This window comes from Bifidobacterium ruminantium DSM 6489, assembly GCF_000770925.1.
GTDB classification, from domain to species: domain Bacteria; phylum Actinomycetota; class Actinomycetes; order Actinomycetales; family Bifidobacteriaceae; genus Bifidobacterium; species Bifidobacterium ruminantium.
Map to the genome: position 1 here is coordinate 107,231 of NZ_JDTK01000003.1, position 16,966 is coordinate 124,196.

A 16,966-nucleotide genomic window follows, 5' to 3' on the forward strand; every position below is an offset into this window, starting at 1 on the left:
ATGAGTGAAATCAAAGACGGCAATCTCGCCGAAATCAAGGACCTGAGCGTCTCGTTCATGACCGATGCCGGTTCCATCAAGGCCATCGATAAAATCAGCTTCGAGATTCCGCGCAAAAAGGTCATCGGCGTGGTGGGCGAATCCGGTTCCGGTAAATCCGTGACCGCACGCTCCCTGATCAAGCTGCTGCCGGAGACCGCTACGACATCTGGCGCCGTCTACCTGTCGAACCGCGCGGGCACCGAAGAACTCGAGGTGCTTTCACTGTCCGGCGAGCAACTGCGCGAGATGCGCGGCGCCGAGGCCGCCATGGTGTTCCAGGAGCCGAACTCGGTGCTCAACCCGGTGTACACCATCGGATGGCAGATCGAGGAGGGCCTGCGCGCCCACGGCATGAAGGACAAGAAGGAGCTGCGCGCCAAGTCGATCGACATCCTGAAGAAGGTCGGTATCCCGGATGCCGAAACCCGTGTGGACTACTATCCGCATCAGTTCTCCGGCGGTCAGAAGCAGCGCATCGTCATCGCCATGGCATTGGTCTTGAACCCCGGCCTGATTCTGGCCGATGAGCCGACCACCGCGCTTGACGTGACGGTCCAGGCTGAAATCCTCGACCTGCTTCGCCTGGCTCGCGACGAATTTGACGCCTCAGTGCTCATCATCACCCACAATATGGGAGTGATCGCCGATATCGCCGACGAAGTCGTGGTTATGTACCGCGGCCACGTCGTCGAACAGGGTAGCGTCGAGCAGATCTTCTATTCGCCAAAGGACGATTACACCAAGCGTCTGCTCGCGGCAGTGCCTCGTATCGGTCAGAAGCTCGTCGTCAAGGACGCCGAAGGCAAGGTCGTCGAGCGCGAGAAGGATTGGCGCAAGGAGCCCATCGCGGTCGAGGCCAAGGGGTTGACCATCACGTATCCGGGCCATCTGATGCAGCCTGATTTCAAAGCCGTGGACGGTGTTGACTTCACCATCCACCGTTCCGAGGTACTTGGCTTGGTGGGCGAATCCGGTTCCGGTAAATCCACCACCGGCCGTGCCATCGCGGGCCTGCAGAAGGTTTCCGGCGGTTCGTTGAATGTGCTTGGCGTCGAGATGAACGGTGTCAAGGAGCGTGATTTCAAACCCAAACGTGCCGACATCGGCTTTGTGTTCCAGGATCCGGGCAGCTCGTTCGACCCGCTGATGACCATCGCGGAGAACGTCGCCGAACCACTGATCGTGCATAAGAAGTTCTCATCTGCTTATGAAGCCCGCCACTACGTGGGTGATTTGCTGGAAATGGTGCAGCTTCCACGTGCCTACATGAACCGCTATCCGCATGAGCTGTCCGGTGGTCAGCGCCAGCGTGCCTCCTTGGCGCGTGGATTGGCGTTGAAGCCGAGCCTGCTTATCGCCGATGAGCCGACCTCCGCATTGGATGTGTCCGTGCAGGCGAAGGTGCTCGAGCTGTTCAAGAGACTGCAGGCGGAAATCGGTTTCGCATGCCTGTTCATCACCCATGATCTTGCTGTGGTCGACATGCTTGCCGACCGCATCATGGTGATGCACAAGGGCAAGATCGTGGAACACGGCGATGCCGACCAAATCATGCAGAATCCGCAGAATCCGTACACGCAGAAGCTGCTGGCCTCGCTGCCGGTGCCCGATCCGCGCGAACAGCGCAAGCATCGTGAGCATCTGCACGAGCTGCTGGCCGCACAGCAGTAAGGTTTCTTAGATAAGAAAAACGAGGGGAGCCCGCAGCGAACGAATCGTTGCGGGCTCCCCTCGTTGATATGGATGATTAGTGAATCGCACCTTGGAACGCAAATTGGGCGTGTGCGTCGCCTTTCGCCTTGTTCCTGAGATACTCGCGCACGTATCCCATCCGTTCCACCGTGCTGGCCGCAAGCGGCTCAGGCAGCGCGTCAGGGGAGAACCATCCTACGTTGAGGCTTTCCTCGTCACCGACGAACGGTTCCGTATTGCCATCCGGATCAGGTTTGCAGATGAACAGGTGGTCCATGTACATCGTGTTGTCGCCATTCGCGTAGGTGAGGATTTTTCGGGACGATTTCACCGATACCAAATCGGTGACGATCACATCCACGCCGGTCTCCTCCTTGACTTCGCGGGCCACAGTATCGGCCGGTTCCTCGCCGGGCTCGTTGATGCCGTACACCATGGCCCACTCGCCGGTATCGGAGCGCCGTCCCAGCAATACACGGCCTTGAACATCCTCGACATAGCCGGAGACGCCCATAAGCCACAACAGATCATGGCCGATTTTCTTGCGCAGCGTGAGTACGAATTCAGGCGTGGGCATATCAGGCCTTCGCACCTTCGGCCGCCATATCAGCCATCCATGCTTCCACATCGTCGATCTGCTTCGGAATGCCGGCGGAGATCCATTCCGGACCATCCTCGGTCATCAGCACGTCATCCTCGATACGAATGCCGATACCGCGGTACTCCGGCGGAATCATCAGATCATCCTCACGGAAATACAGACCAGGCTCGATGGTGAAGGTCATGCCCGGGCGAATCGCGGCACCCTGATACGATTCGTAACGCGCCTGCGCGCAGTCATGCACGTCAAGACCCAGATGATGGGCCACGCCGCAGGCGAGCCAACGACGATGCTGCTGGCCTTCAGGAGAGAGGGATTCCTCGACGTCGACCGGCAGGATGCCCCAGTCGTGCAGGCGTTCGGCGATCACGCGCATGCACGCATGATGGATGTCCGAATACGTGGCACCCGGCTTGGCGGCCTCGAAACCAGCCTGCTGGGAATCCAACACGGCCTGGTACAGCTTCTTCTGAAAATCGGTGAACTTGCCGTTGGTCGGGAACGTGCGGGTGATGTCAGCGGTGTACAGGCTGTTGACCTCCACACCGGCGTCGATGAGCAGCAGCTCACCGGATTCGACGGTGCCGGTGTTGCGCACCCAATGCAGGATCGGAGCATGGGCGCCGGAAGCGATGATGGTGTCGTACCCGACCTCATTGCCTTCCTCACGGGAAATCGCATTGAACGCACCTTCCAGCATGCGTTCGGAACGCGGCTTGCCCAATGTGGTCGGAAGCTTGCGCAGGATGTTGTCGAAGCCATGCTTGGTGGCCGCGACCGCCTTGCGCATCTCGCGCACCTCATACGCATCCTTGCACATACGCGCCTCGGCAGCAAATTCATGCAGCTTGTCGTCGGCAGCGGTATTGTCGTCCGGATCGGCGAAACCATTCGCCTCACGAATGCCTTCGACCATCGAGGTGATATCCGGATCGGACTCACGAATCACACGCACGCGTACGGCGCCGGCCTCGGCACCGACATCCTTACCCAGCGCGTCGGCAAGCTGGGCGATGTCGTTCGTCTCGATGCCGGTCATGGCCGCCATTTCCTTCAGTCCGGCGCGCGGTCCCACCCAGTATTCGCCATAGTGGGCATTCAGGAAGAAATCCTGCGTGTAGTGGTTGGCGCGAGGTGCCACGAACAGTTCGGGAACATGGGTCTTGCCGGCCTTCGCCTCCGGGGAATCAGGATCGACGGGGTTAAGCACCAGCACTGCGCCGGCTTCGAAATCCTCTCCCAAACCGGTGTAGTAGGAGAACGTCGTGTCCGGACGGAACGCATAATCGCAATCATTGTTGCGCACCTTTGGCTGGCCGGCGGGAATCACGATGCGCTCGCCGGGGAACGCCTTGCCCAGTGCCTCCAGACGCGCCGGAGTGTACTTGGACGATTCCAACGGCTGGATTTCCGGCTCGTTGTCATCCCATCCGGTGGTCATGAACTCCTTGAATGCCTCGGAACGCGGACGCAGCGAACGGTTGTTCACTCTGTCGCTCATCGGCTGGTCCGCTCCCGGGGCCACGCTCTGCTCCATCTTCTCGTATTCCTTGTCCTTATCGGTAATGACTTCGCTCATCTCATCTCCTGAATATGCATTCGGTCACCTACGTGAATTACCGCAACCCATCCTATAACTTTTCCTGTCGCGCAACGTTCATGCAGCCATCTAGAATAAGGAAGGTTTAATGTGCTGTCCGAAAGGTACGGGAGGAAACGGGAAAACATGTCATTCGAACATCCCAATCGCAACAATGAAAGCATGATCGATGTCGAGCGAGACATCATGAGCCGTCCGTCGGAACGCAACACCACCAATCTCGATCTGCTGCGCATGAAGATGATCCTCGATATCATGGGACACCCCGAGCAGTCGTTCCGTGTCATCCACATCACCGGCACCAACGGCAAAGGCTCCACCGCGCGCATGGCCGAAGCCATCTGCCGCGCCTATGGCATGCGCACCGGCCTGTACACATCGCCTCATCTGGAGCACGTCAACGAACGCATCGCCATCGACGGCCAGCAGCTGTCAGACGACGATTTCGTCGACACCTGGGATCAGGTGAAGGACCTCATCGCCATCGTGGATATGAAAATGGATGAATTGGGCAAGCCGAAGATGAGCTTCTTCGAAGTGCTCACCGCCATGGCCATCTGGAAATTCGCTGATGCGCCGGTCGACGTGGCCATCGTGGAGGTTGGCATGGGAGGCCGTTGGGACGCCACCAACGTGCTTGACGCCGACGCGGCCATCATCGGGCCGGTCGACATGGATCATATGGCATGGCTTGGTGACACTGTGGAGAAAATCGCCTCCGAAAAGGTGGGCATCATCAAGCCCGGCTGCACCGCCATAATCGGCCGCCAGCCACACGAGGAAGAGGTTATGCCGATCATCGAGGCCGCGGCCAAGGAGAACCACGCCAATCTGGTGCGCGACGGCATCGAATCGGAAGTCGTCACCCGCGTTCCCGCGGTCGGCGGACAGGTGGCCACCCTGCGCACGCCGAACGGCACTTATACGGAAGTTCCGATCGACAAATTCGGTGAGCATCAGGCGCATAACGCGCTCGCTGCTTTGTGCGCCGCGGAAGTGGTGATTCCCGTCAACGGCGCGTTGGACGGCGATCTGGTGGCCGAGGCATTGAGCAGCGTGAGGATTCCGGGACGTATCGAGCAGATCCGCACGTCTCCCACCATCATTCTCGATGGCGGGCACAATGTGAACGCGGCCGAATCGCTGCGCGCGGCGATTGAGGAGAACTACGATTTCCAGCAGCTCGTCGGCGTCGTCGCCATGATGGGGGACAAGCAGGTCGAGGAGTATCTCGGTGTGCTCGAGCCCTTGCTGAGCCAGGTGATCGTCACCGAGAACTCATGGCGTGACCGTGTGATGCCCGCCGAGGATCTGAAGAAGATCGCGGATCGTGTGTTCGGCCCCGAACGCGTCACCTGCATTCCGGAATTGCCAGATGCCATCCAAGAAGCCGTCAATATGGTCGATGCCGACGACGAGCTTGGCGTAGGCTACGGCCATGGCGTGCTCATCTGCGGTAGTTTCACCACCGCCGGAGACGCGCGACTCATGCTGGAGGAGAAGGTCAATCCCGACCTGAAGAAGCCGAAGTCCGAGCGCGTGTTCCAAGAGGCGGTGGAGCCGGAGCCGCGCAAAGACGAGGATGAGGCCGACGTGGATTTCGAATCCGATACCAACCCCGATTTCGACATCAACGACTTTGGCAGCGTCGGACCGGATGAGGAGACCTTGAAGGACGCCGCGGAATCGGATACGACCGACGATTCGCACGGCGCGGCGAAGTGATGCCGTTCGACGGCGATTTCCCGCACGTGTGAGGCCGGATCCTGACCTCATAAAAGCTGTGGGCTGGATTCCGAACTTCCGGGATCCAGCCCACAGCTTTTATGGTCATGCGATGGCGTATGCCGCGCAAGCCAGCTATTTGCCGCTATTTTCTTTGTGCCGGAGCGAGCGGCGGATGGACTGCAGCATCGTCAGCGCGCGGTAGAAGCCCTTCTTGATCGGAACGTCGCGTCCTGGGGCGACCGGCGTGATGTCTTCGGTGAATTTGGTTTTGAATACGTTCAGGCCTTTCAAGGATGGCGCGAAATCGTTGCCGATACCCATGAGGTCATATTCGGTGATGCCCTGTTTTCCAAGGATGCAGCACTCATTGTAGAGCAGCTTGTCTGTAACATGAGAGCGCATGGCATCGGTGTGCATGCTGGCGTAATAACGTACGGCATGGGTGCCATTGATGGTGACGATGGACCAGGAGGTCACGCGCCCACCATCACGTGCGGCGAATAGACGGCAATGTTTTGGCCCCAACGCCACAAGCATGTCGGTGTAGTCCTGTGCCGGGGCCGGGGTGAAGCCATCACGTTTCCCGGTTTCAACCATGAGCTCGTAGTATTGTGAGAAATCCTTGGTCGCGAGCTCGGTCTCATCTGAGCAATCGGCGGTGCATTCACGAAGTGATTTGCGCACATCTCGACGGCCGCGCTTCTTCATGCGGCTGATGATTTCGTCATCTCCACCGGTGACGTCGATGACTACGGTTTCGTTGTAGGGGACGGTGGAAAGCACGGGAACGGTGCCTTCGGCATCCCATAGGTCGATACGAAGAAAAACGATGCTCTTATCTTTTCTCCGCACTTCATCGACTAGCGCCTGCCGCACTTGATGCTCGAGCTCGGGCGACGGTTTCGCCACCCACGATGGTCCATGTACGGAACGAAGATAATGGTATCCGTGCGTTTCAAAGTCGATAAGGGAAATGAAGGCGATTGTTTCGTCATCCTGCTTGATGATGTATGCGCCCCATGGCCTGCGTCCGTCCACGGTTTTCTGGTATTCTGCCCAGATGCCGGTTTGTTCGATCGGCAGGGTGAGGCCGACTTGTTCGGCCTGCCGCTCCAGATCATTGAGATTGGCGGGAACGAGAGAAATCATGTTATACCGTTGCTTTCTTGTCTTATTGGATGGGTTGCCTACTGAAGATTGAACACGCGCTCCACGATACGGTCGTCGCCCTCATAGGGGATATGCTTGCCGTGGTCCTTGAACCAGCGTTCGTTGCCTTTGCCGATGATGAGGATGATATGCGGACGCTGGGAATCATTCCGGTCGGCTCCCACCGTGGACTCCACGGCTTCCGTGCGGTCGAGGATGATTTTCACGTCAAGCTGCGGATTGGTGACGTTGTTCCGCATGTCCTCGCACACCTGTTCCACCGGTTCATCGTCGGTGTCCTCGAAAGTGAGCACGAGATGGTCGACACGGTCTTGCGCGGCCTTGACGATTTCTGAACGGCGGTCGTACGCCTTGTTGCCCGTGGATCCGGTGATGAGCGTGATTTCCGGGTTTTTGCTGCCGTAGCGCTGGTCCACATAGTCGAGCAACGCGGTGACGGAAGCGTAGTTGTGCGCATAGTCGACGATGGCGATCGTGTCGGAACGGGTGTCCTTGAAATGCTCCATGCGTCCTGCGATGCGCACCGGTTCCATGTCGTGCAGCGCCTTCCTCGCCTGCGACGAGCCGAAATCGAAACCGGCGGCGCGGGCGATGGCGACCGCTGCGGCGGCGTTCGCGTAATTGAAATCGCCATCCAATGTCAGGCTCAGTTCTCCGATGGTCGTGCCGTCGATAGCGATGGAGAAGCGGCTGTGCTCGGTATCTGCCGGTTTCGCGACGACATCCGCCGGAGATGCGCCGTCGAGTGCGAACGTGGAGACGGCGACCCCCGCGTGCCGCGCGTCCTGCCGGATGAGATCGGCACGCGCGCAGTCGGCTCCGAGCACGAGCGAACGGCAGTTTTTGACGATTTGACGCTTGCAGTGGAAGTAGTCCTCGAACGTCGGATGCTCGATCGGGCTGATGTGGTCCGGGCTGATGTTGAGGAATGCGGCCACGTCGAAGGTGAGTCCGTATACGCGATCCACCTTGTACGCTTGGGAAGAGACCTCCATGACGAGGTGCTCCATGCCGTTATCCACGGCCTCACGCATCATGCGGAACGCGTCCATGGATTCCGGAGTGGTCAGATCCGATTCGACATAGGTGTGGCCGTCAAGACAGTTGTCCACCGAAGAGAACAGCGCGCATTTTCCGCCGGAGCATCCGTTCAGCATGGCCTGGGTGAGATATGCGGTGGTGGTCTTGCCCTTGGTGCCGGTGATGCCGATGACCTTCAACCGATCCTGCGGACGATCATAGAATTCAGCCGACAGCAAAGACATGGCCTTCCGCACATCATCCACGATGAGTCCCGGAGCCTGGGTGGTTGCGGAGAAGTCGTTTTCCGCCACATAGGCGGCGAGACCGTGTTCGTCCACGTCCTTCAGATATTCCGCCTTGAAACGGCCTTTGCAGCACAGAAGGGCGCCCGGCTCCACCTTGCGGGTGTCGTAGGTGATCGCGGAGAACGGCTTGTCGGCGTTGTCGATGTCGCTTGCGTCGACCGTCCAGACATCGCCGTGGATGATTTCCCGGAGCAGTCCATGCCTGTCAAGCAGTCGCGCCGCCGATTCCAAAGTCAAAGCCATGTTTCGTGTTCTCCTCATGCATGAGACGTCGAGCCTGATACCGAACAGATATTGTACCGGCAGGCATGTGCACGACGTGTGACGCCGGGGAAGATACAATGAGGGTGTGACTGAACAACAGACGGAAACCATGGCAGGCCGCCGCGCGCGGTTCGAAAGGCTCGCCATGCCCGTTGTGGATTCGTTGTATCGGCAGGCGATGAGGTTGACCAACAATCCGGATGACGCGCAGGATTTGGTGCAGGACACCTTCGAGCGTGGATTCAAGGCGTTCGACTCCTTCAAGGAGGGGACGAATTTCGCGGCCTGGATGACCACCATCGAGCGCAACGCCTATTTCAACCAGTACGCCAAGGCCAAGCGACGACCGCAGCGTGCCAACGATTCCACCGGCGAATACGATGATTGGGACCTGTATTCGGCGTCCGAGCATTCCTCCGAGCAGCTCAAATCCGCCGAGGAGGAGTATCTGGATGCCTATGCGCCCGAGGAGATCATGACCGCGTTGAACAAGCTTTCCCCGGAGCGCAGGCAGGTGTTCATCGACGCCGCCATCGACGGCAAGCCGTACAGCCAGGTGGCCGAGGAACAAGGTGTGAAGATCGGTACGGTGATGAGCCGTCTCAACCGCGCCAGAACGCAGTTGAAGCGTGAGCTCGCCAATTACGCGAAGGAACGTGGCTATGCCACTGCCGGGAAGGATCGACCATGAGCGAACCAATGGAACGGCATATTTCCATCACTTCGACTAGAACCACCACAACCGGTGGGAACGGCGTGGTGACACAGATGACGCATACCAGCGTGCATGTTGTGGCTTCCGGAGACTGCTTCGATCCGGAGACCTGCTGCGACGAGCGGGAGCGCGCGCTGATCGCAGCGTTGCGCGCGTATCTGCGCCCCCAACATGCGCCACAGAGTCTGATCGACAGGCTCGAAGCGACGCTGGATCAGTGCTGCGACGAGTGAGCGATGTGAATCGCAGCTTCGGACGCGAATAGAAGAACCCCGCAGAATCATAGTGATTCTGCGGGGTTCTCGATGCTCTGTAACGCTATTCGCGTTGGCAGGGATCAGGCGTTCGGGCGCTTGCCGTGATTGGCGGCCTTCTTACGACGATCCTTGCGCTTACGTCCGCGCATGCCCATGATTGGACTCCTTTACTTGCGATTAATAAGCCTACGGGATTATCGCACACAAGCGAGACGTTTGCCAAATCGGGTGTCCACTGTGTGGCTCCGGCTTATTCCAATGGCGATTATATCAGTCGAGGGCGCCGATGAACAGCGAAGTGCTCGAAGTCTCCTTCGGCTTGATGACGATGAGGTCCTTACCGGTGTTGAACGCGTTCGCGTACGCCGTCTGAGGTTCGACAGCCACGCCTGCCGGATGCTTGGACGGTTGGAAACCTGTTCCGGTGCACACTTGGAACGATGTGATGGTCTCATCGCCGCCCACGCGTACCTTTTTGCCATCGGCTCGCGTGAACACCGCGGTGACGGTGCCGTCCTCGGCGTGTTCCAAATCGGTCCAGGCGTCATCGAACGGCTGCTCGGTGAGCAGCGTGTCCTTGCGCAGGTCGTACTTGGTGCCGTCCACTGGTTCGGTGCCGGTCGGAATGAGATTCTCGTTGACGGTGACATGCGTGCGGCCGGGCAGCGTCAGGCTGCACTTGGCGTTGTGGCCGTCGATCTCATCGCCGTAGCCGTTCAGGCCGTTGGCGAGCCATGGATGGATGGCCAACGCCCACGGCGCGTCCGCATCGCCATTGTTGAAAGCGCTGATGGTCAGGTGCAGGCCATCGTCGGCGAGGCTGTAGGTCGCGGTCACCACGATGTCGAACGGATATCCCTCCATGTTGGGGGCGCGCCAGCTGAGGGTCACGGCATCCTCTTTAAGGGAGACAAGCTTCCAGAACGCGCGCTTGCCGTAGCCGTGGATGGCGTTGTGGCGCTCATGCTCGTCGATCGGCAGCGTGTAGGTCTTGCCTTCGAAGGTGTATTCGCCATTCTCGATGCGGTTCGGGAACGGGATGAGCAGCTGGCCGTGGCAGCAGGTCACCATGTCATCCGGACCGGGGGAGACGATGATGTCCTCGCCTTGGTAGGTCAGTTTGCGCAGCGTCGCGCCCAACTCGGTGACGACGGCATGGTAATCGCCATGCGAAATGGAAAATTGCTGTCCGGTGCGTGGCGGCAGATTGGTGCAGGTCATAAATCACTCCATAGTGTTGTCGACTGTGTTTCCGCTACTATGTTACCGCTCACGATGTGGTGGTGGATGCGCTTGTCGTGTGGAAATTCTGCGGATGAAGACGGCCGATGTCGATTGACGGCGCCCGTGCCTTAATATTGGTGATTGCTGTTGTGATGGATGGATACGATTGGAAGGCGGCTTGACATGGGCAAACGCATCGTGCTGGCGGATCCGCGCGGATTCTGCGCCGGCGTGGATAGGGCGATTCTGACGGTGCGGACGATTCTCAAATCCGCCGATACGCCACGTGCCGACGGATTGCCGCCGGTGTATGTGCGCCGCCAGATCGTGCACAACAAGCATGTCGTCGAGGATTTGGCCGCGCAGGGCGCGGTGTTCGTGCAGGAATTGGCTGAGATCCCCGATGCCGCCGCCGAAGCCGGCATCCCAATCGTATTTTCCGCCCACGGCGTGTCTCCGGCGGTCAAAGCCGAGGCCGCGGCGCGCGGCATGCATGTGGTCGATGCCACCTGCCCGCTGGTAAGCAAAGTGCATCGCGAGGTGCTGCGTTTCGTCAAGGAAGGTTACGAGATCATCTACATTGGGCATAAAGGCCACGATGAGGCCGTTGGCGTGGTGGAGGAATCGCCGGAACATGTGCATTTGATCGAGCATGCGTCCGACGTCGACTCGTTGGATTTCCAACCTGACACGAAACTGGTGCTGCTTACGCAGACCACGTTGAGCGTCGATGAGACCGCTGGCACGATCACCGCGCTCAAAGCTCGTTTCCCATGGCTTGAAATGCCGCCGAACTCCGATATCTGCTATGCCACGTCGAATCGTCAGGCTGCGGTCAAACTGGTGGCCCAGCAGTCCGATTGCGTGGTGATTGTCGGATCGGCCAACTCCTCGAATTCCGTGCGACTGATGGAGGTGGCGCAGGAGGGCTTGGGGGAGCGCGGCAAAGCGTATCGCGTGGATGATGCCAGCGAGCTTGACCCGGCATGGTTCGAGGGTCTGGAATCCGTAGGTATCTCCTCGGGTGCCTCCGTACCGGACGAACTGGTGTCCGGTGTGATTGACGCTCTGCAAAACTTGGGCTTCACCGGTATGAAGTCCGTCGAAACCATCAAGGAAAACATGCACTTCGTGCTGCCGGCGGAGTTGCGCAGGAAACCCTTGCGGTAAACCGCTCGCTTCGCCTACGAACAGCCCACTGGGCTGTCCGTTTTACGGCTCAGTCTGCCTAATTGCGTAAGCGGCCTTTTCAATAGATTGCTTATCAGGCATTTTAATGATGGATTCGTATGGTTACAGATTAGTAATGCTGATTAATGCCATTGAAGATATGAGAATAGTGTACAGTCTTTTTTTCAACTATAGTTGATATTGATGTGCCTACATTTTTGTAAGGTATCATTTGCCATCTATAAATTCAGTTTCGAATTGCATCGGTTTGTCTGCAATATGAATATTTGATTTTTTTGGTAATGGGCGGTGTTATTGGGGTTCAGGGCCGTGTCTGGAGTCGGTCGGTTATTGCGGTTCGGGGCCGAGGATATTGCCGTTGAAGGCCGTTGGTGGTTAGGCTCCTTTCTTTTTTAAGTGATCGTGAACCATGAGCCCGTCGTTTTGTCTGGGGGGGGGGTATCGTTTTCGGCATCGGCATAAGAGCCGAAGGGAAGGCCGGAAGGAGGCTTCGCAAAATATGAGCGGGTCATTTATTGCGTTGAATAGTGTTCTGCATTTGTCCAAGCATGAGCTGGATACGATGAAGGTTCGTTTTGTTGACCGGAATGAAGAAACAACAGCATACAAAGAATATATGAAATCTCCTTCAAATGTTAACGATGGCTGGTTTCTGTGGAGAACGAAGATAGATCGCTTTCGTATAGGAGAGTCGGGTATGTGTCTTATGCGGTTGCCGAAAAATTCTGATTTATGGTTGTTGACAACAATCAAAACGATTGTCAGGGAGCTTGCTCCTAAAGGATCTGTTCCTGGCCCTGCCTACATGGGTGAAGAGTGGTCATCTCTTCGGCCCTTTTATGGTCGTCTGATTATTCGTTATCACAAAAGTCGTCCTGTCTTAGTGCGTCTAAACACCATCATTGATGATCTCACGGTTGATTCTATCTTAAGTAGTGCAGTTACTTGGAATATGGAGTAAAGGTGTGAGCCAGCTATGAAAAAGAAAGCATTATTTATCATACTGGTGGTTGTTCTCCTTGTTTTTGGTAGCGTTATATTTGCAAAAAAATATGAGACTATGCTCAACGATGGAAAAACGCGCAATGAAGAAATAGGCAAGGCAATAGAGCCTGCTGATGAAACAAATGTGAGCGAGGATAATGATGCGGACAAAGATGATTCCAAAGAAGACAATGATGCCTCCGATAATCCGCAATCAGTGACCAGAGAAATCAATTTCGAAAGTATATTTCATTGCTCTGATCAATACAATTCTGTATTTAGTGGAAACAGCGCTGATGCATATTTTAAAATTGACCGAGATAGAGACGATAACAGTATTGCATATCTGCAATTTAAAGGACCAAATTATGATCGTATGAGGATGTATGGCGGCTATGATTTAGAATCTCATGATTATGCAGTCACGATGGGGCTGGGGTGTATTGCGTGGGACGTCGGTTATGAGCCGGGCTTGGATTCAGGGACTGCTGGTGAACGATTGCGAGGATATCTGGAAGGGCTTGGATTGCAAAATCAAATTGATGAATATTCAGGTATCTATGGCAGTTCGATTTGGAATATAGAGTTCTCACCTTTGACTGATGTAGCACAGGCTCGATGTACGCACAATAAAGGTTTTACAGTATGCCATATACAAGCAGCTGGAACAGGGGAGTCCACGATTACATATGACATACAGTGATTAATTTATAACAGAATAAACGAATAAAGGAAGTAGAATGAATAGAAAAATTAAATATTATTCTGTTGTTGTATTGGCTTTGATTATTGGAACTCTTATTTCCGCATGTTCGGTTCCATTGGGTAGTAATCCATATGGCACATACGAAGGGATGCTGGAGGATTGTGGTCAGGGAGACAACATAAAAGAAATGCAATTCTACTCATTGTCATGTGATTATACCTTCACCATAAATAAGAATGGGACTTTGTCCGCTAATGTCGTTTATTATGATCAAAAAACCGGAGATGAAGTTACAATAGATAGCGTTCCCGGCGAAGTGTGGGGTGGCGCAGGATTGGTTAATATTCAGAATGGGAAGGTCGTTTCGGGCTCTCCAGAAGATAATTGGTTTGATGTCGAACTTAATACAGGAGATACTGTGAGAGTTTCAATTGAAAATAATGACATGACTTTTGACGTTGGAGGCGATCACGAGTTCACTCTTGAAAAGCAGTGAAACATTCGGGGTTAGTAAAGTACAATAATTGAGACTGATGGTTACGTTATTTATGCGACCGTCAGTCTTGAATTTTATGTATGAGAGAAGAGATCTCAACGAAATATAGAGAATAGCCGAGAAAATGTAGTGGCTGAAAGCTGATTCATTTACCACGTGCCGATTGGTGCGGCAACGGCATTCAAGACCTTGAGCAGGTCCTGTGGATTCACGCCCACAGACAGGCCTCGCTTGCCGCCGGAGACCAGAATTTGGTCGAATTGCAGGGCGCTTTCATCCAACACAGTCTTATGACGTGTCTTCTGGCCTAACGGCGAGATGCCGCCAACCACATAACCGGATTCACGCATCGCCACCTTGGGATCGGCCATAGAGGCCTTCTTGGCACCTACGGCTGCAGCCAAGGCTTTCAAATCCATATGACCGCTGACCGGCACCACGCCGACCACGCGTTCGGAGCCGGTGTCCGCCATCAGCGTCTTGAACACCTGATGCTCGTCGAAACCGAGCTTGGTGGCGGCCTCAACCCCATAACCGTCATCCATGTGATCGTTCGAATGCGCGTATTCGTAGGTTTTGAACGGAACTCCGGCTTTTTCCAACTGCACGGTGGCCGGTGTGGAACCGGCGCCCTTCTCATGCTTTTTCTTTGCCATGCCGCCCATAATAAGCCTTCCACGTGTCCGTTGCGGCGTTTCGGATACGAAAAGGGGCTTCCGCCGAAGCGAAAGCCCCTTTGTCTGAGGTTCAGAGACGAACCGTGCGGATTACTCCGCGCCGATTCACTCGGAGATCTCGGCGAAGTACAGCAGGGTACGCACCATGTTGCAGGTGAAGCCGTACTCGTTGTCGTACCAGGAGACGGTGCGAGCCATGGTCAGGCCGTCAACGGTGTTGACATCGGTCTGGGTCGGATCGAACACGCCACCGTGGGTGTCGCCGATGATGTCGGAGGACACGATGCCGTCTTCGTTGTAGCCGTAGAAGTCGGTGTCGGAGAAGGCGGCCTTGAAGGCGGCGTTGATCTCATCGGCGGTGACTTCCTTGTTCAGGACGGTGGTCAGCTCGGTGACGGAGCCATCCGGAACCTGGATGCGCTGGGCGTGGCCCTGCAGCTTGCCGTTCACGGACGGAACGACCTTGCCGATGGCCTTGGCGGCGCCAGTGGAATGAGGAATGGTGTTGATGGCGGCGGCGCGGTTGTTGCGAGCCTTCGGGAAGCGCGGGCCGTCGAGGATCATCTGGGTGCCGGTGTAGGCGTGGATGGTGGTCATGAAGCCAGCCTTGATGCCCCAGTTCTCGTCCAGCAGCTTGACCATGGCGGCCATGGAGTTGGTGGTGCAGGAGCCGGCGGACACGATCACGTCGGACGGCTTCAGGATCTCGTGGTTCACGCCGAACACGACGGTCGGGGTGACATCGTCCTTGGCCGGGGCGGAGATCAGAACCTTCTTGGCGCCGGCGTTGATGTGGGCCTGGGACTTCTCGGCGGAGGTGTAGAAGCCGGTGCACTCGAGCACGAACTCGACACCGTCGTTCTTGACCCACGGGATGTTGTTGGCGTCCTTCTCGGCGTAGACCTTGTATTCCTTGCCGTCGACCACGATGGAGTCATCGGTGGAGGTGACCTCGACCGGGGTGCCATCGTCATGACGGAAGGTGCCGTGGGTGCTGTCGTACTTCAGCAGGTAGGCCAGCATGGACGGGGTGGTCAGATCGTTGATTGCAGCGACCTCGATGTCACCGGCCTGGCCGCCACGAGCCTGCAGCTCGAAGATACGGCGGAAAGCCAGACGACCGATACGACCAAAGCCGTTAATACCAATCTTAACTGTCATGTAATTCTCCCTTTAGGGTAGGCCACGCGTGTGCCAAGGCACACAGAAGCCATTGTTTACCAACATCGTCCACTGTAGTGCGTCACCTGTACTTAGGGCAACGTCTCCGACGCGTGTCCCGGAAAAAGAAACGCGATTTTCGGTGAGCGTTCACATCTTTGCCGGCGTGCCTGATCGCCGGTCGCCCGGTTGTGCCAGCGCGGAGGAGACGGACGTGTCGAGCGCTCCCAGATCGCCGGTGAAACCGTGCGACCATAACACGCGTGGCAGAGGAGCTTCAATGGGGAACGTGACGACAAGCGTGCCATGCTCCACTTCGATGCGCGATGGCTTGCCTTTGAGGAATTCGTTGCTCAGACCGTTGACGCGTACGCTGGACATTGAGGCGTGGTCGAGCTCGTATTTCAGTCCCGTCTCGCTCACTCCGGTCGAAATATCGCTGTGGGAGAACACTGACACCATGCGTCCAGGTGCGACGTCATTCGTTGGGAAGTCGAGCGCGCCGTCGCAAACGGCGGTGACGATCGCGCCATCGCCGTGCAGATAACCGATTGCGCCATGGGCGGCCAACAACGCCACAAGCTGTATGTTGGCGATTGTGTGGTCGATTCGTCCGCCTAGTGCGCCATATATATGGAATGTGCGTGCGCCATGCCGCCATCCGATCTTCATCGCGGACAGCAGGTCGGGGTCGTCCTTCTCCGTTGGCAGCGCGATGGTGTGGTCATCATTCGTTGGTCGTGTGCCGGTGATCGAATCGAAATCGCCCACCAGAAAATCGACGTCGATGCCGGAGGTCTGGGCGTGGTCGTAACCGCCGTCCGCGGCGATGACGAAGGCTTCGGACGGAACGGCGGAAATCTCGTCGTAATAATCGCCCGCGCCGAAAATCACACATGTATTGGAATTCATGGTCATGCGAAGATAGTGTACGTGCGCGTCCATACGCTTTCCGGAATGGCGCGTGTGTGCCGCATCCGGCGCCGTCCGGGGGCGTCTGCAAAGATAGGTTCGAAACACGACACGCGATGTCCGGGTGTGTGGTATTATCTACAAGGCTTGAGAAATCAAGAAAGCGGGACATCCCCACCTGGAAGCCTTTCATGGTCTCGGGTTCAGGCAATTGCCTT

General features: G+C 56.6%; 17 protein-coding genes. 8 read left to right on the plus strand and 9 right to left on the minus strand.

Going from position 1 to position 16,966, the window contains the following annotated elements; genetic code table 11:
* Nucleotides 1-1,713, plus strand: coding sequence for a dipeptide ABC transporter ATP-binding protein (locus tag OU26_RS02520; protein ID WP_026646180.1), 1,713 nt, complete (start codon nt 1-3; stop codon nt 1,711-1,713).
* 76 nt (nt 1,714-1,789) lie between these two features.
* Here the strand turns inward: OU26_RS02520 and OU26_RS02525 are convergent, their stop codons facing one another.
* Nucleotides 1,790-2,311, minus strand: coding sequence for an NUDIX hydrolase (locus tag OU26_RS02525; RefSeq protein WP_026646179.1), 522 nt, complete (start codon nt 2,309-2,311; stop codon nt 1,790-1,792).
* Nucleotide 2,312: 1 nt separating this feature from the next.
* On the minus strand, nt 2,313-3,914 hold the full coding sequence (locus OU26_RS02530) for an aminopeptidase P family protein (protein WP_026646178.1): 1,602 nt from the start codon (nt 3,912-3,914) through the stop codon (nt 2,313-2,315).
* A gap of 147 nt (nt 3,915-4,061) precedes the next feature.
* Here OU26_RS02530 and OU26_RS02535 point away from each other — a divergent pair, with 147 nt between their 5' ends.
* Nucleotides 4,062-5,660, plus strand: a complete 1,599-nt coding sequence (locus OU26_RS02535; protein WP_051592904.1) for a bifunctional folylpolyglutamate synthase/dihydrofolate synthase — start codon at nt 4,062-4,064, stop codon at nt 5,658-5,660.
* A 135-nt stretch (nt 5,661-5,795) separates the two neighbouring features.
* Here the strand turns inward: OU26_RS02535 and OU26_RS02540 are convergent, their stop codons facing one another.
* Both OU26_RS02540 and OU26_RS02545 read right to left on the minus strand, forming a co-directional pair.
* On the minus strand, nt 5,796-6,812 hold the full coding sequence (locus tag OU26_RS02540) for a lipid II:glycine glycyltransferase FemX (protein WP_026646177.1): 1,017 nt from the start codon (nt 6,810-6,812) through the stop codon (nt 5,796-5,798).
* A gap of 38 nt (nt 6,813-6,850) precedes the next feature.
* Nucleotides 6,851-8,404, minus strand: a complete 1,554-nt coding sequence (locus tag OU26_RS02545) for a UDP-N-acetylmuramoyl-L-alanyl-D-glutamate--2,6-diaminopimelate ligase (protein ID WP_026646176.1) — start codon at nt 8,402-8,404, stop codon at nt 6,851-6,853.
* A gap of 130 nt (nt 8,405-8,534) precedes the next feature.
* Between OU26_RS02545 and OU26_RS02550 the strand changes: the two genes are divergently transcribed.
* Together OU26_RS02550 and OU26_RS02555 are read left to right on the plus strand one after the other, a co-directional pair.
* Nucleotides 8,535-9,116 (plus strand): sigma-70 family RNA polymerase sigma factor, encoded by a 582-nt coding sequence (locus OU26_RS02550; RefSeq protein WP_152571300.1) that lies wholly within the window; start codon nt 8,535-8,537, stop codon nt 9,114-9,116.
* The gene (locus tag OU26_RS02555; RefSeq protein WP_026646174.1) at nt 9,113-9,373 is read left to right on the plus strand and encodes a hypothetical protein; all 261 of its coding nucleotides are present in this window, start codon (nt 9,113-9,115) and stop codon (nt 9,371-9,373) included. Before OU26_RS02550 ends, OU26_RS02555 begins: the two co-directional genes overlap by 4 nt.
* Nucleotides 9,374-9,477: 104 nt before the next feature.
* On the opposite strand, the gene OU26_RS10715 is transcribed toward OU26_RS02555, so the two are convergent.
* Together OU26_RS10715 and OU26_RS02560 are read right to left on the minus strand one after the other, a co-directional pair.
* Entirely contained in the window at nt 9,478-9,552 is a 75-nt protein-coding gene (locus tag OU26_RS10715; protein ID WP_003817083.1) for a 50S ribosomal protein bL37, read from the minus strand.
* Nucleotides 9,553-9,667: 115 nt separating this feature from the next.
* Nucleotides 9,668-10,618: an aldose 1-epimerase family protein gene (locus OU26_RS02560; RefSeq protein ID WP_026646173.1), complete on the minus strand. Its 951-nt coding sequence runs from the start codon at nt 10,616-10,618 to the stop codon at nt 9,668-9,670.
* Nucleotides 10,619-10,804: 186 nt separating this feature from the next.
* On the opposite strand from OU26_RS02560, the gene OU26_RS02565 reads away from it, so the two are divergent.
* From OU26_RS02565 to OU26_RS02575, 4 genes are all read left to right on the plus strand, one after another.
* Nucleotides 10,805-11,791 (plus strand): 4-hydroxy-3-methylbut-2-enyl diphosphate reductase, encoded by a 987-nt coding sequence (locus OU26_RS02565; RefSeq protein ID WP_026646172.1) that lies wholly within the window; start codon nt 10,805-10,807, stop codon nt 11,789-11,791.
* A gap of 520 nt (nt 11,792-12,311) precedes the next feature.
* Nucleotides 12,312-12,773: a hypothetical protein gene (locus tag OU26_RS10020; RefSeq protein WP_124917273.1), complete on the plus strand. Its 462-nt coding sequence runs from the start codon at nt 12,312-12,314 to the stop codon at nt 12,771-12,773.
* A gap of 15 nt (nt 12,774-12,788) precedes the next feature.
* Complete coding sequence (locus tag OU26_RS10025) at nt 12,789-13,499, plus strand: hypothetical protein (RefSeq protein ID WP_152571294.1); 711 nt, start codon at nt 12,789-12,791, stop codon at nt 13,497-13,499.
* A gap of 37 nt (nt 13,500-13,536) precedes the next feature.
* The gene (locus OU26_RS02575; RefSeq protein ID WP_026646170.1) at nt 13,537-13,998 is read left to right on the plus strand and encodes a hypothetical protein; all 462 of its coding nucleotides are present in this window, start codon (nt 13,537-13,539) and stop codon (nt 13,996-13,998) included.
* Between the two features lie 149 nt (nt 13,999-14,147).
* Here the strand turns inward: OU26_RS02575 and ybaK are convergent, their stop codons facing one another.
* From ybaK to OU26_RS02590, 3 genes are all read right to left on the minus strand, one after another.
* Nucleotides 14,148-14,654 (minus strand): Cys-tRNA(Pro) deacylase, encoded by a 507-nt coding sequence (ybaK, locus tag OU26_RS02580; RefSeq protein WP_026646169.1) that lies wholly within the window; start codon nt 14,652-14,654, stop codon nt 14,148-14,150.
* Nucleotides 14,655-14,780: 126 nt separating this feature from the next.
* Nucleotides 14,781-15,836: a type I glyceraldehyde-3-phosphate dehydrogenase gene (gene gap, locus OU26_RS02585; protein ID WP_026646168.1), complete on the minus strand. Its 1,056-nt coding sequence runs from the start codon at nt 15,834-15,836 to the stop codon at nt 14,781-14,783.
* A gap of 150 nt (nt 15,837-15,986) precedes the next feature.
* On the minus strand, nt 15,987-16,754 hold the full coding sequence (locus tag OU26_RS02590; protein WP_152571295.1) for a thiamine diphosphokinase: 768 nt from the start codon (nt 16,752-16,754) through the stop codon (nt 15,987-15,989).
* Between the last annotated feature and the right edge of the window lie 212 nt (nt 16,755-16,966).

Coding starts and splice junctions, on each gene's coding strand:
- ybaK (WP_026646169.1), bottom strand. CDS start 14,654: ATGGCAAAGAAAAAGCATGAGAAGGGCGCCGGTTCCACACCGGCCACC.
- OU26_RS02535 (WP_051592904.1), top strand. CDS start 4,062: ATGTCATTCGAACATCCCAATCGCAACAATGAAAGCATGATCGATGTC.
- OU26_RS02560 (WP_026646173.1), bottom strand. CDS start 10,618: ATGACCTGCACCAATCTGCCGCCACGCACCGGACAGCAATTTTCCATT.
- OU26_RS02575 (WP_026646170.1), top strand. CDS start 13,537: ATGAATAGAAAAATTAAATATTATTCTGTTGTTGTATTGGCTTTGATT.
- OU26_RS02545 (WP_026646176.1), bottom strand. CDS start 8,404: ATGGCTTTGACTTTGGAATCGGCGGCGCGACTGCTTGACAGGCATGGA.
- gap (WP_026646168.1), bottom strand. CDS start 15,836: ATGACAGTTAAGATTGGTATTAACGGCTTTGGTCGTATCGGTCGTCTG.
- OU26_RS10025 (WP_152571294.1), top strand. CDS start 12,789: ATGAAAAAGAAAGCATTATTTATCATACTGGTGGTTGTTCTCCTTGTT.
- OU26_RS02565 (WP_026646172.1), top strand. CDS start 10,805: ATGGGCAAACGCATCGTGCTGGCGGATCCGCGCGGATTCTGCGCCGGC.
- OU26_RS10020 (WP_124917273.1), top strand. CDS start 12,312: ATGAGCGGGTCATTTATTGCGTTGAATAGTGTTCTGCATTTGTCCAAG.
- OU26_RS02590 (WP_152571295.1), bottom strand. CDS start 16,754: ATGACCATGAATTCCAATACATGTGTGATTTTCGGCGCGGGCGATTAT.
- OU26_RS02555 (WP_026646174.1), top strand. CDS start 9,113: ATGAGCGAACCAATGGAACGGCATATTTCCATCACTTCGACTAGAACC.
- OU26_RS02530 (WP_026646178.1), bottom strand. CDS start 3,914: ATGAGCGAAGTCATTACCGATAAGGACAAGGAATACGAGAAGATGGAG.
- OU26_RS02525 (WP_026646179.1), bottom strand. CDS start 2,311: ATGCCCACGCCTGAATTCGTACTCACGCTGCGCAAGAAAATCGGCCAT.
- OU26_RS02540 (WP_026646177.1), bottom strand. CDS start 6,812: ATGATTTCTCTCGTTCCCGCCAATCTCAATGATCTGGAGCGGCAGGCC.
- OU26_RS02520 (WP_026646180.1), top strand. CDS start 1: ATGAGTGAAATCAAAGACGGCAATCTCGCCGAAATCAAGGACCTGAGC.
- OU26_RS02550 (WP_152571300.1), top strand. CDS start 8,535: ATGGCAGGCCGCCGCGCGCGGTTCGAAAGGCTCGCCATGCCCGTTGTG.